This window comes from Bifidobacterium hominis (assembly GCF_040095915.1).
GTDB classification, from domain to species: Bacteria; Actinomycetota; Actinomycetes; order Actinomycetales; family Bifidobacteriaceae; genus Bifidobacterium; species Bifidobacterium hominis.
Map to the genome: position 1 here is coordinate 1 of NZ_JBBMFR010000001.1, position 13,734 is coordinate 13,734.

The 13,734-nt window shown below is 56.9% G+C and carries 9 protein-coding genes, 2 tRNA genes and 1 pseudogene; 9 read left to right on the plus strand and 3 right to left on the minus strand.

Going from position 1 to position 13,734, the window contains the following annotated elements:
• Positions 1 to 290 precede the first annotated feature (290 nt).
• The 4 genes from gltX (at position 291) to WMO36_RS00020 (ending at position 3,803) form a co-directional block, all read left to right on the plus strand.
• On the plus strand, positions 291 to 1,811 hold the full coding sequence (gene gltX / locus WMO36_RS00005; RefSeq protein WP_349076352.1) for a glutamate--tRNA ligase: 1,521 nt from the start codon (positions 291 to 293) through the stop codon (positions 1,809 to 1,811).
• Between the two features lie 206 nt (positions 1,812 to 2,017).
• A tRNA-Glu gene (locus WMO36_RS00010) sits at positions 2,018 to 2,090 on the plus strand.
• Between the two features lie 38 nt (positions 2,091 to 2,128).
• Positions 2,129 to 2,203, plus strand: a tRNA-Gln gene (locus WMO36_RS00015).
• Positions 2,204 to 2,294: 91 nt separating this feature from the next.
• The gene (locus tag WMO36_RS00020) at positions 2,295 to 3,803 is read left to right on the plus strand and encodes a metallophosphoesterase family protein (RefSeq protein ID WP_349076354.1); all 1,509 of its coding nucleotides are present in this window, start codon (positions 2,295 to 2,297) and stop codon (positions 3,801 to 3,803) included.
• Between the two features lie 111 nt (positions 3,804 to 3,914).
• On the opposite strand, the gene WMO36_RS00025 is transcribed toward WMO36_RS00020, so the two are convergent.
• Complete coding sequence (locus tag WMO36_RS00025; RefSeq protein WP_143253530.1) at positions 3,915 to 4,655, minus strand: IclR family transcriptional regulator; 741 nt, start codon at positions 4,653 to 4,655, stop codon at positions 3,915 to 3,917.
• A gap of 438 nt (positions 4,656 to 5,093) precedes the next feature.
• Between WMO36_RS00025 and leuC the strand changes: the two genes are divergently transcribed.
• The 5 genes and pseudogenes from leuC to WMO36_RS00050 form a co-directional block, all read left to right on the plus strand.
• Positions 5,094 to 6,497, plus strand: a complete 1,404-nt coding sequence (gene leuC, locus WMO36_RS00030) for a 3-isopropylmalate dehydratase large subunit (RefSeq protein ID WP_349076356.1) — start codon at positions 5,094 to 5,096, stop codon at positions 6,495 to 6,497.
• Between the two features lie 163 nt (positions 6,498 to 6,660).
• On the plus strand, positions 6,661 to 7,350 hold the full coding sequence (gene leuD, locus WMO36_RS00035; protein ID WP_144090179.1) for a 3-isopropylmalate dehydratase small subunit: 690 nt from the start codon (positions 6,661 to 6,663) through the stop codon (positions 7,348 to 7,350).
• Between the two features lie 338 nt (positions 7,351 to 7,688).
• Positions 7,689 to 8,861: a beta/alpha barrel domain-containing protein gene (locus tag WMO36_RS00040; protein WP_144164436.1), complete on the plus strand. Its 1,173-nt coding sequence runs from the start codon at positions 7,689 to 7,691 to the stop codon at positions 8,859 to 8,861.
• A gap of 314 nt (positions 8,862 to 9,175) precedes the next feature.
• Complete coding sequence (gene murA / locus WMO36_RS00045; protein ID WP_099571058.1) at positions 9,176 to 10,501, plus strand: UDP-N-acetylglucosamine 1-carboxyvinyltransferase; 1,326 nt, start codon at positions 9,176 to 9,178, stop codon at positions 10,499 to 10,501.
• A gap of 154 nt (positions 10,502 to 10,655) precedes the next feature.
• Positions 10,656 to 11,200: pseudogene (locus WMO36_RS00050) on the plus strand (fumarylacetoacetate hydrolase family protein); the annotation flags it as partial.
• Positions 11,201 to 11,359: 159 nt separating this feature from the next.
• Here the strand turns inward: WMO36_RS00050 and WMO36_RS00055 are convergent.
• Both WMO36_RS00055 and WMO36_RS00060 read right to left on the minus strand, forming a co-directional pair.
• Complete coding sequence (locus WMO36_RS00055) at positions 11,360 to 12,814, minus strand: glycoside-pentoside-hexuronide (GPH):cation symporter (RefSeq protein WP_154034828.1); 1,455 nt, start codon at positions 12,812 to 12,814, stop codon at positions 11,360 to 11,362.
• A 103-nt stretch (positions 12,815 to 12,917) separates the two neighbouring features.
• Positions 12,918 to 13,586, minus strand: a complete 669-nt coding sequence (locus tag WMO36_RS00060) for an SGNH/GDSL hydrolase family protein (protein WP_154034827.1) — start codon at positions 13,584 to 13,586, stop codon at positions 12,918 to 12,920.
• Positions 13,587 to 13,734: the final 148 nt, after the last annotated feature.

Sequence of the window (13,734 nt, forward strand, 5' to 3'; positions counted from 1 at the left end):
AGGAGTTCCGGAGCATGTCCCTCGCGGTCTAGGGCTGTATCCTAATTAACAACGTCCAACAAACGGGGCGCAGTTCACTGCAGTGCCGGGATTTTTATTTTCTGACTTGGGTTATCTTCTGACGCGTTGGGGGAGCTCGTCGATGGCGCGGCTCATGCCCAGCATGGTGTTGTAGGGATTGGTGGCTTCGACCATTGGGTCGATAAGTTGCAGGATGTTCATGACTGCGAAAAGCGAGTCGGTGTGTGGGGATGGGTGGCACGTCCGGTTTGCGGGGCACAATGGAACCTATGACTGAAGCTGAAAACACCAAACCAGAACTTCCTGAGAATGTTCGCGTGCGCTTCTGCCCGTCTCCGACCGGCATTCCGCACGTCGGCATGGTCCGTACCGCACTGTTCAACTGGGCTGAGGCCCGCCACACCAAGGGCACGTTCGTGTTCCGTATTGAAGATACGGACGCCCAGCGTGACTCCGAGGAAAGCTACAACCAGATCATCGAAGCCCTGAATTGGCTGGGTATCGACTGGGATGAGGGCATCAACGTGGGCGGTCCCGACGGTCCGTACCGTCAGTCCGAGCGCGGCGACATCTACAAGGACGTCGCAGCCAAGTTGCTCGAAGCCGGCTATGCGTACGAATCCTTCTCCACTCCGGAAGAAATCGAAGCCCGCAACGTGGCTGCAGGCCGTCCGAAGGCATTCGGCTACGACGGTTACGACCGCAATCTCACCGAAGAGCAGAAGGCCGCGTTCCGCGCCGAAGGCCGCAAGCCGGCACTGCGCATCCGCATGCCCGACGAGGATATCGCGTTCGACGATCTGATCCGTGGCCGCATCGAGTTCAAGGCCGGTTCCGTGTCGGATTACGTGATCGTGCGTCCGAACGGCGATCCGCTGTACACGCTGACCAATCCGGTCGACGACGCCATGATGAACATCAACGTGGTGCTGCGCGGCGAGGATCTGTTGAGCTCGACCCCGCGTCAGATCGTGCTCTACCGTTACCTGATCGAGTTGGGTGTGGCTAAGGAAATGCCGCTGTTCGGCCACATGCCGTACGTGATGGGCCAGGGCAACAAGAAGCTTTCCAAGCGCGATCCGGAATCCAACCTGTTTCTGCACCGCGACAACGGTTTCATTCGCGAGGGCCTGTTGAACTATCTGGCACTGCTGGGCTGGTCCATCGCCGCCGACCGCGACGTGTTCTCCATGGAAGAGATGATCGAGAAGTTCGACGTGCGTGACGTCAAGGCCAATCCGGCCCGTTTCGACATCGACAAGGCCATTTCCATCAACGCCGAACACATTCGCATGCTCGAACCGCAGGACTTTCTGAACCGTGCCGTGCCGTATCTGAACCGTGACGGCGTGGTTTCCGCTGATTCCTGGGATGCGCTGACCGACCGTGAGCGCGAAGTGCTGTCCGCTTCCGTGAAACTCGTGCAGCCGCGCGTGCGCCTGCTGGGCGAGGTTGCGGGCATGGTCGGCTCGCTGCTCTCCACCGAGGGCTATATCGAGCCTGACGACGATGCCAAGAAGCAGTTGAAGGATTCCGCTCCGGCGGTGCTCGACGCTGCTATTGCCGCGCTTTCCGCTGTCGATGAGGCTGATTGGAAGACCGACTTCCTGCATGAGACGCTGAACAAGGCGCTGATTGAGGATGGCGGTTACAAGCCGCGTCTGGCATTCGGCCCTGTGCGCGTAGCCATGAGCGGCCGTCGTGTGTCTCCGCCGCTGTTCGAATCCATGGAGATCGTCGGCAAGGAGATCACCGTCGCTCGCCTGCAGGGTTTGCGCGAGCACCTGTGATGTGCTGATTCGTGCGTTTGCATGATTGCATGACTATTGACCCGCTGGAATGTTTTGTTCCAGCGGGTTTTGTTGTTCTTGGGATGATGTTCAAAAATGGTGGAAAATGGCGCGACACGCCGTGACTTGCGTACTCATGCGGATTCGCGTATATTTATCACTCGTTGCGGTTCACGGCTTAGCTGAGAATCACAGCAATAACTCAAGCCCCCGTCGTCTAGCGGTCTAGGACTACGCCCTCTCACGGCGCCAACACCGGTTCAAATCCGGTCGGGGGTACGACGGACAACTTTTCGAAGTTGCCACGCCTGCCAAATTGGGATGTGGTGTAATTGGCAACACAGCTGATTCTGGTTCAGCCATTCTTGGTTCGAGTCCAGGCATCCCAGCCAATGACCCTCGCAGATGCGAGGGTTTTTTGTTTTTCACAAGTATGTCTGCCAGTACAGCATAGTTCACGAAAATTGCACTACCCTAGGAAACATGACTGAATTGCAGAACGCAGCAAAAGCCGCGGCCACGCGACCGCGCATCCAACCGGCGGAAGAAGGCGACAATCGCCCGCTTTCCGTATCCGCGCGACTGGGACGACTGCAATTCCACCAATCCGGCAAATTCCGGGTTTTGCAGCTTACCGACATTCAAGACGGGCCGAAAGTCAGCAAAGACACCGTCAAACTCATCGAAGCGTCGCTGGACGCCACACGGCCGGACATTGTTATCTTCACCGGCAATCAGATCGCAGGATACGATCCCGCATACGCGCAAACCACACGTAAACGCCGGTGGAGCGCGTCTGCCGAAACTGCGCGCGAGACCTCCTCATCCAAGTCCTCCGAGGCGTCCGAACGTTTCGAAGCCGCATTAGAACGCACCCGCACATCCGTGCGCGCCACCATCGAACAGCTCGTGCATCCGCTCGTCGACCGTAGCATTCCGTGGGCGGTGACCTTCGGCAATCATGATTTTCAGTGCGGGTTGGGCAATGCGGAAATCGAAAGCATTTGCAGGGAATTTCCCGGATGCCTGAATCCTGATCCTACGGGAGAAGAGAGCAACGCTGAAAGCGCAGATTCTGCGGAAATCGTGGATTCCGCGAAAGGTACGGATTCTGCGCGACTTCAGGCGGAGCAATATTTGCCGAGCCAACGCGTGTTTGCCTGCGAGTCGGGAACATTCGCGTTGCCGGTTTCCGACGTGGATCGTACGACGTCCGTGCTTGGCCTGGTATTGCTGGATTCAGGCGATTATGCACATTCCGGCGGGTACGGAAGTCCGTCCGCGGAGGCGTTGCGATTCCTTGCCAAAGTGCCGGGAATGATGGCCGCGCAATCGCAGGAACAGGTAGGATCGCACGAAACCGCGCAATCTCAGGAACAGGCGGTGCCGTGCATGGTATTTCAACATTTTCCGGTGCAACAGTATTACCAACTGTTGAAGCCGGCTGCGGCGAATGCGGCACGCGCGATCGAAGGCTACCGCAATTTCGCCGGAAAACACTACGTTTTGGACGAGGAGAAAACGCTTCCCGGCAGTTATTTGGGGGAGGGCATCAGCTGTCCCGATGCAGACAGTGGCGAATTTGCGATTTTGGAACAATACGGGTATTTCGCGATTTCCGCGGGGCATGATCACCGCAATGCGTTCGTTGGAACGGTACCTGTTCCGCAAAATTCCGATGATGCGCGGACGGTGAAGGTTTTGCCGAAGACGATTGACGGGCTGATGATGATCGCGTCGCCCACCAGCGGTTTCGGATCGTACGGTCCGGTGCCGCAGAAGAGGGCCGCACGTCTGATCGAGTTCGACATTCGACATCCGTACGAGCCGCGCACACAGCTACTGGAATACGGCGAATTGGTAGGCAAGCCGAGCGCGGGCAAGGCGTACGCATACGGTATGACCAGCGAGTCGAAGCCCGAATCCGAAGGTGTGGACCTGCTGCATAGGTCAACCTGGTGGAGCAAACTGCTGTCCTGGCTGCGCAAGTAAACGGCAATCGCGGCAAATGAAAACCGCAAATGAAAACCGTGCCTTGCATGCGTTGCAAAGCACGGTCGAAAAGCTTGCGAAGCCGTACGGTCATAAGACCGTAACTGCCTGTCAGCGGCCGGAAGAAGCCTTAATCAGGGCGTCAGTCAAATATTTGCCGGCAGCCATGACCAGCGGGGCGTAACGGCGTCCGGGATTGGATCCCATACGACCGTCCGGGCCGGAAATCGAAATTGCGGCAATCACCTGACCGGAAGCATTGCGAATCGGCGCGGAAATCGAGCATACGCCCTCATCGCGTTCGTTCACGGATTCGGCCCAACCGCGCTTGCGTACGGCGGTAAGTTTGGCCGCGGTGAACTTGGCGTGACGCAACCCCTGATGCAGACGTTCGGAATCCTCCCAAGCCAGCAGAATCTGGGCTGCGGAACCGGCCTCCATCGACAGCATCGCACCAACCGGAATGGAATCGCGCAAACCGGACGCGCGCTCCACAGCGGCAATGCATACGCGCATATCGCCCTGACGGCGGTAAATCTGCGCGGATTCGCCGGTACGATCCAGCAACGTCTGCAAAATCGGCGCGGCTGCGGTCAGCAAACGATCCTCGCCGGCAGCTGCGGCCAATTCCGCAAAACGCGATCCAAGAACGAAACGACCATGCTGATCACGCAACACAAAACGGTGGCGTTCCAACGCAATCGCCAGTCGATGCGCGGTCGGTCGGGCCAAGCCCGTCGAGGAAACCAGCTGCCCGAGCGTTGCCGGGCCGGATTCGAGCGCGTCAAGGATCTTGACGGTCTTGTCAAGCACACCCACACCGGAATGAATCTCGTTGCTTTGAGAAGACATCGTGCGGTGGTTTTCAGCTTGAAGCTCAGTCTCATTCGACTGCGATTCAGGCATGGCGGTGCTTGTATTCGAAGAAGTCATAAGAGGGATTATGCCATCTCACATATTGAAATGCAAAATGTACGCAATGTCGGACTGCGGTAAAGCAGAAATTTTTTAATTCTTACTCGGTAATGGAAAAGTTGGGAAAATGTTGAATTATCAACGATTATGTTGGCGCGTGCGGGGAAGTGTGGGGAAGTATGTCGCATTTCGCGTGTTTTGAGCGTGAATTGACATGAACTCAACGCATACATGATACGTGCGTTGCGTGCAAGTATCTCATATACCGGCATAGACACATTCGAACCAGACTCAAACACCATAGGCTTGTAGCACGAATAATGCGGGTTGGCAATACCCGCGAGGAAAAGTGAGGAAACTCGAGGAGGTCCCGCAATGGGAACGACATTGGCCGAGAAGGTCTGGGCCGATCATTTGGTACGCAAGGGCAGCGAGGGGGCTCCCGACTTGCTGTACATTGATCTGATGCTCATGCACGAAGTCACCAGTCCGCAGGCGTTCGAAGGCTTGCGACTGGCCGGACGCAAGCCGCGTCACCTTGACCAGCTGATCGCAACGGAAGATCACAACACTCCGACTGCCAACATCGACCGCCCGAATCCGGATGAGATCTCCGCACTGCAGCTGAGCACGCTCGAAAAGAACTGCAAGGATTTCGGCGTACGTCTGTGCCCGCTGGGAGACGCCGATCAGGGCGTGGTGCACGCGTTCGCGCCGGTGCTGGGTCTGACGCAGCCGGGCATGACGATCGTGTGCGGCGATTCGCACACTTCCACGCACGGCGCGTTCGGTGCCATGGCCATCGGCATCGGCACCTCCGAAGTCGAACATGTTATGGCAACGCAGACCCTGAGCCTGAAGCCGTTCAAGACCATGGCCGTGAATATCGAAGGTGAACTGCCGAAGGGTGTCACCGCAAAAGACATTATCCTTGCGATCATCGCAAAGATCGGCACCGGCGGCGGCCAAGGGCACGTTATCGAATATCGCGGCGAAGCCATCAAAAAACTGTCGATGGACGCACGCATGACCATCTGCAACATGTCAATTGAAGCAGGCGCCCGCGCCGGCATGATCGCACCGGACGAAGTGACGTTCGAATACCTGAAAGGACGCCCGCACGCACCGGAAGGCGAAATGTGGGACAAGGCCGTCGAATACTGGAAGACGCTGAAAACCGACGACGACGCCGTGTTCGACAAGGAAGTGACCATCAAGGCTGAAGACCTCGAACCGTACGTGACTTGGGGCACCAATCCGGGCCAGGGCATCAAAATCTCTGGCGTGGTGCCGGATCCGGCCTCGTTCAATGACGAAACCGAGCGTACTGCGGCCGAGCGTGCCATCGCCTACATGGGCTTGACGCCGGGCATGCGCATCAAAGACATTGCCGTGGATACCGTGTTCATCGGCTCCTGCACCAACGGACGCCTTGAAGATCTGCGCGTGGCCGCCTCCATTATGAAGGGGCATCACAAGGCCGAAAACATTCACCGCGTGCTCGTGGTGCCGGCCTCCTCTCGCGTGCGTTTGCAGGCGGAAAAGGAAGGACTCGACAAGATATTCAAGGACTTCGGTGCCGAATGGCGTAACGCCGGCTGCTCCATGTGCCTGGGCATGAACCCCGACAAGATGGTGGCTCGCGAACGTTCCATTTCCACGTCGAACCGCAACTTCGAAGGCCGTCAGGGCAAGGGGTCGCGCACGCACTTGGCATCGCCGGCAGTCGCCGCAGCAACCGCCATCCGCGGTACCATCTCGTCTCCGGCCGACCTGTGAATCCTAGGAAATCCCTGTTTTTCGGATTCCGGAAAATCGTAGGTGATGTCGAATCTTGAGAATTATTGATCTGAAGAAGTTTCGAATCCTTGATAAATCCGGAATCCTTGAAAAACTTGATTTTCTGGCATCCTGTGAATCGTAAATCGAAAGAAATGTTGAAATGGAAAAACTGACTACTCTTACCGGCGTGGCCGTGCCGCTTCGCCGCTCCAACGTCGATACCGACCAGATTATTCCCGCCGTGTTTTTGAAGCGCGTGCAGAAGTCCGGTTTTGACGACGCGCTGTTCTACGCATGGCGTCGCGATCCGGAATTCGTGCTCAACCAGCCGGAATACAAACAGGGCAAGATTCTCGTGGCCGGGCCGGATTTCGGCATCGGCTCTTCGCGTGAACATGCCGTGTGGGCGCTGCACGATTACGGTTTCCGCGTGGTGATTTCGTCTCGTTTCGCCGACATTTTCTACGGCAACACCGCAAAGAACGGCGTGCTGGCTGCGATTATGCCGCAGGAATCCGTTGAGCTGCTGTGGAAGCTGCTCGACGAGGAGCCGGGCCGTGAAATGACCGTGAGTCTGGAAGATCGCACGGTGACGTGCGGCGACGTGACGCTGCCGTTCGAGGTGAACGACTACACCCGTTGGCGCTTGATGAACGGCTACGACGATATCGATCTGACGTTGCAGTATGAAGACGATATCGTGGCATACGAGAAGATGCGTGCCGAAAAGTTCCCGTTCAAGCCGAAGACGCTGCCGGTCAAGCGCGAACCGGAGCAGACGATCGCTTCCGCACGCGAAGGCGAATACCCGGATTGGCAGGGTCCGCTTGCCGATCGCGGCATTATCTGAGTTGGCGTCTGGCTAGCTGCGCGGGCTGTTTGTGCGGGGTGATTCCTCCAGTGGGTGGAAGGATCACCCCGCTTGCGTTGTTGCGCGGGCTGTTTGCGGGAGGATTCCTCCAGTGGGTGGAGGTTTTGGGACTTTGAGACGGTCCGTAGCGGGAGGATTCTTCCAGTGGGTGGATGTTTTTGGACGATTGGGGGACTCATATTGTCCGGATTCCTCCAGTGACTGGAGGAATTGGGACGTCGGGATTGCCGATTATGTGAGATTTGCGCGGGTTTTGCATATAAGACGCGCTATGGTGGGCTTATTGGTTTGCGCTTTCGTAGCTTTCGGAGAGAAATATGAGTCAGGGTTTCGCGCCGTTTTATGATGTCAATCGCACGTATGAAGACAATTATTTGCAAGGGCCGTTTGGCGCGTTTGCCGAAGCGCTGAAGGCTGATTCGTCTGATTCTGCAGATTCGGTCGCTCCTGTTGCTGTGTCTGCGTCCAATTCTTCCAGTGAAGATCAGACTGCCCATGTTGTTCAGGCTCAAGCTCAGGAATTCCTTGGTTTTCGTGTGAATCTGCCGTTCGGCATTCCGGCAGGTCCGCTGCTGAACGAGCGTTTCACTACGGCTGCCTTCCGTATGGGTTTCGATTTGGCCGTGTATAAGACGGTTCGCTCCCGCGCATGGGGCTGCAATGCGTTCCCGAACGTGCTTGCCGTGCATCCGAGGAATGCTGACGGTTCACTGGTTCCCGGCAGTGCCGAACTTGACGAGGGTGTGCTTGCCGACACCCGCTATGAGCTTCCGATTTCGATTTCCAACAGTTTCGGCGTTCCCTCCCGTGATCCGGACGAGTGGCAGCCGGATATGCAAAAGGCGATCGCGGCGGCCGGCGATGGTCAGCTGCTGGTGCCGAGCTTCCAAGGTTCCCGCGTGGAAGGCATGGATCGCGAGGCATACATTGCCGATCACGTCACCACCGCGCATTTGGTTGCCGAAACTGGCGCTGGCCTGATGGAAATGAACACCAGTTGCCCGAATGAGGGGCATAATCGTCTGCTGTGCCACGATCCGCATTTGGTTGGCGAGATTACGGAAGCGGTGAAGAACGAAATCGGCGATCGTCCGCTGATTGTGAAGCTCGCATACATTCCGAACGATGCCGATCTGGAGATCATGGTGCGGGAAACCGCCGGTCATGGTGCGGTGCAGGGCTTTTCCACGATCAACACGATTTCCGCGAAACTGGTGGATGCGAACGGCAATCAGGCGTTGCCTGGTGCGGGTCGTGACCGTTCGGGCGTGTGCGGCAATGCGATTCGTGGCGCCGGTCTCGATATGGTCGGCCGTTTGAGTGCGATTCGTGAGAAGTTGGGGCTTGATTTTGCGATCGTCGGCGTGGGCGGTGTGATTCGTCCGGAAGATTACAAGGCGTACCGTGAGGCTGGTGCGAACGCGGTGATGAGTGCCACGGGTGCCATGTGGAACGCTCATCTGGCTCAAGACATTAAAGCTTCGTTGTGATCGTTGTGATTACGGCTCCATCTGTGGCTGATTTGTGATTTGGCGTCCATTCTTCCCAGTGACTGGAGGTTTTTGGACGCTGAGGTGCGGTTTGGCGGGGTGATTGTTCCAGCGACTGGGGAAATCTTCCCGCTGAGATGGCTGTTTGTGGGTGGAATGTTCCAGTGACTGGAAGTTTTGGACGAAAGTCGAACGAAATTGGGAGACACTGCGCTAAACGCGGCATTTCACGAGCCCACTACATGCCTTATGGCAAACTGAAGGTTAGTGTGTTTCAAGCTTGAACCGTGTAAGGGAAGCGAAAGAGGTTGAGCGTGTCTGACAATAACAACGACATTCTGCACGTCGAAGGTGGCAAGCCGCTGAACGGCACCATCAAGGTGCGTGGCGCGAAGAACTTCGTGAGCAAGGCCATGGTGGCGGCGCTGCTCGCCCCGGGCACGTCCGTGTTGAAGAATGTTCCGGAGATTCGCGACGTGCATGTGGTCTCCGATCTGCTGCGCCTGCATGGCGTGGACGTTACGGTGGACGGCGATCATGGCGTGGTCACGATCGACGCCACGAATGTACAGCTTGCTGACGTGGCCGACGTGGATACGCTGTCCGGCTCGTCGCGCATTCCGATCCTGTTCTCCGGTCCGCTGCTGCACCGTTTGGGTGAAGCGTTCATTCCGGCTCTCGGCGGATGCAATATCGGCGGTCGTCCGATTGATTTCCATCTGGAAACGTTGCGCAAGTTGGGTGCCAATGTCGATAAGGAACATAAGGACGGCATTCATATCACCGCTCCGAACGGTTTGCATGGCGCGAAGATTCATCTGCCGTACCCGTCGGTAGGCGCTACCGAGCAGACGTTGCTTGCCGCAGTGCTTGCGGAAGGCAAGACGGAGCTTTCCGGCGCTGCCACCGAACCTGAGATCATGGATTTGGTGTGCGTGCTGCAGAAGATGGGTGCGATTATTTCCGTGGATGTGGATCGTACGTTCCGCATCGAAGGTGTGAAGGAGTTGAAAGGTTACACGCACACCTCGCTGACCGACCGCATCGAGGCCGCTTCTTGGGCTTCCGCGGCATTGGCCACGCATGGCGACATTTTTGTCAAGGGTGCCACGCAGCCTGAAATGATGACGTTCCTGAACGTGTTCCGCAAGATCGGTGGTGAGTTCGACATCACCGATAACGGCATTCGTTTCTGGCATCCGGGCGGCGATTTGAAGCCGGTCGCAATCGAAACTGATGTGCATCCGGGCTTCATGACCGACTGGCAGCAGCCGCTGGTGGTGGCGTTGACGCAGGCGAAGGGCCTGTCGATCGTACACGAAACGGTGTATGAGAATCGTTTCGGTTTCACGAAGCCACTGGTGCAGATGGGTGCCACGATTCAGCTGTATCGCGAATGCCTTGGATCGTTGCCGTGCCGTTTCCAGCAGCGCAATTACAAGCATTCCGCGGTCATTTTCGGACCGACCCCGTTGACCGGCCGCGATATTGACGTGCCGGATCTGCGCGGTGGCTTCAGCCATCTGATCGCCGCATTGACGGCGAAGGGTCCGTCCAACGTGCAGGGCATTTCGCTGATTGACCGCGGTTACGCTGATTTCCGTGGCAAGCTCGAAGCTCTCGGCGCAGATTTCGACTGATTTGTTGCCTGTTTTATCGCTGATATAGCTTGATTGGCTTGGTAAGGCCGGTGTTCACAACAGTGGACACCGGCTTTTTGCTTACATGTTGTCGTTGCTCGTTCTCAAAGAGCATAGTAATTCAGTGTACAAATTGTTGCGCTTAATTTAGGGAGAAGACATGGTGATCTTCTCTAAGCCGTCCACCTCCGTCATCGGTCCGACGGCCCGATTGCCTACCCTGCAGGCTCTAGTGACATGAACTTCGAGCCGGAAGTGGCTGTGGTCATCAGCCGCGTGGCGAAGAATGTCACCGTCGAAAACGCTATGTATTACATGCTCGGTTGCACCTGCGTCACCGATGTGACGTTGCGTGACCTGCAAGGCCTCGACCCATGTGGACGCGCGTCAAGGGCTTCGACACTTCCGGCTCGCTCGGCCCGTGGATTGTAACGTGCGACGGCCTCAACTGGCGAGGTACCAAGATTTCGTTCACGCTGAACGGTGAGGCCGTGCCGGTGGCATCCGGCACCAACCGCGAACATGATCCACGGCATTCCGGAGCAGATCGCCGCGATTTCGTCGTTTGCCACGTTGCTGCCGGGCGACGTTATTCTGACCGGCACGTCGAACGCGTCCGGGCACTTGGGGCCGGGCGACGAAGCGGTGGTAGCCGTGGAAGGCATCGGCGCTCTGCGCAACGTTGTGGTGCGTGCATGAGTTCGGCACCTGCATCATGTGGGATGTACCATCCGATTCGCGCTGCTGCCGTACGCGATTTTGCGCGTACGAAAAGCCGCACCCGCGATTAATCGAATCCGGGTTTCCCGGACCGGCGATCGGGGTGCGGCTTGTAAGCGCGGAACGCCCGCGGCATCGTCAAGCGTTGTCCTTGCTTCCGAGCTGGCACTCGAGAAGGTTGACGATTCGCGCATGTTCCTTTTCGTCAATCTTCACGGTGAATAGGAACACGAGCAGACTGACGACAATGAACGCGAGAGGTGTGTAGAAGGCGAACGTCTTGAAAGTCTGAATATCATGCGCGGTCATGTCGGCCGCGGTGGCGGTGTTGAGCATGCCGGCGGACACCGCCACGAATCCGACGATGCCGTTGGAGAGGGCGCCCGCAATCTTGTCAAGCATGGGCCTGACGGAGAGGATTACCGCCTCGTTGCGCTTGCCGGTTTTCAACTGACCATATTCCACAGTGTCAGTCATAGTGAGGATGGCCGTGGTTTGTATCAGAGTTGACGGCAGGTAGAATAGCACGAGTGCGATGATGACGGCGGTCAGATTCGTGGAGGCGAGGATAAACACCAGATACGCCGCGATCATCAGACCCATGCCGGTGATGAACAGGTAACGGCGCGGAATGAATTTGTTGATCACAGGGTACAGTGGTGTGATCAACAGACCAGTGACGACGGGGATGATTCCTGCAATGGAGAATGCCGCTGGCTTGTCGAGTACGAATTTGAACAGATAGAACAGCACGCCTGCTGTCGCGACGTTCGCCACGGCATAGAACACGTAGGACAGGGCGACCCATAGCAATTGATCGTTCTTCGCCAGCGCCGCGAAGGCCTGAAGAGGGTTGCCGTTATCTTGGGCCTTGGCGCGCAGCGCACTCTGGCGTTCCCGGGTACCGAACGCGCCGGACATGGCCGAAATGATGGCGAGCATGGCGACGATGAGCGCAAGGGCGGTCCAGCCGCTCTGGTTCTGTTCGTTTCTGCCGGTGAACTGCATGCTGAAATAGGTGACCACGGGTACCACGATGACCGTCAGCCCGTTAAAGCCGAGGGAGGCTCCGAACGAGCCGAGGGAAGTGTACAGCGCCCTCTCCTGTGAATCTTCGGACAGTGCGGGAATCATGCCCCAGAACGAGATGTCACGCAGGGAATAGAACACGTCGAGGATAATGAACACCGCAATGAACAGAACGATAAACCATGTCTGATTCACGTTGACGAAACCGAACAATCCGGTGAACACCATGAACAGAAGGATCGCGCTGACAAGGCCTCCGATAAATTGCCAAGGGCGAAACCTGCCGATTCGGGTGTTGGTGTTATCGATAAGGTTGCCGAGCAGTGGGTCGATGAAGATCTCTCCGATGCGGATGATCACAATGGCTCCGGTGATAATGCCAACGAGCTTGGTCGCGATGTCTTTATCCACTCCGGCGAAAAGGGCGGAAGTGACGTATACCACGAAATAGGTGCTCATCATGTTGTAGAAGACAGCTTGGCCAAAACCACTGAAGGTGTAGGCCATCCGCTGTCCAAGTATGTGCTTTGGCTTCATGTCCGTTGAGGATGCTGAATGAGACATAGGTATCCCTTCGTAAGGTGAGGAGTATTCAACCGGTGCACCCGCGGTGCGACGTTGCAGATTGCAGGTGCGGAGGATCGGATGAGGTGGAATCGGATTGGCGTTATGCGCCAAGCAGTGCGGCGAAGCGGGGGGCCAGCAATGCGGCCATGCGGTTGTAGCCCTGCTGGTTGGGGTGGATGGAATTGCCAAAAAGTTCGCGCCTCTGATTGATATTGCGAGCATAATCGATGAAATGCCAGCCGTTCACCCGGCACATGCGGCGGTATGCTTCATTGAGCAGATCGATGCCGTGATTGATCTCCACAATGTCTTCCAACGTGAAGCGTTCGCGGAAAATTGGTTCCTCAACTGCGAATTGCAGCACGGAAAGCACCGCTACTGCCGGATGCTGCTCGGATAGGCCGAGTGCTTCGTCCATGAGGTCCTCGAAACGAGAGACCACAGGTTTCACCGTTTCCTCCGTGCGTGCATTCTCCAAGTCGACGTCGTTGGTGCCAAGCCCCACCACGATCAAATCCGCGTCGGGAAGATGCAGCTTCGCCATTTCCCACTCCGGGTATGTGCGGTAGTCCACGGTGCTTGCACCATCATGGCCAAACCCTTGAACATCAATGTTCAGTATGGCACCCACCGTTTCCGGCCATGGGTGCGACACGTGGTACCCCAGTCCGGTGTCCCCGTGGGTAATGCTGTCTCCGAGACATACGACGTGTGCCATGGAGGAGGGCATGTGGATGTCGTTGATTTTGGTTTCGTGTGTGGAGGTCATGAGATCATTCTCCCTGTTCCAGTTTCCCCCGACTTCGACGTCGGGCCTTCGTCTCGCGGTCCATGGTGGCCGCTGACGATATGGTATGCCCTCGCGCTTGTTGTTTTCGTGGCATCTCGGTTTCAATATTTATGAAATCTTGGCTTTG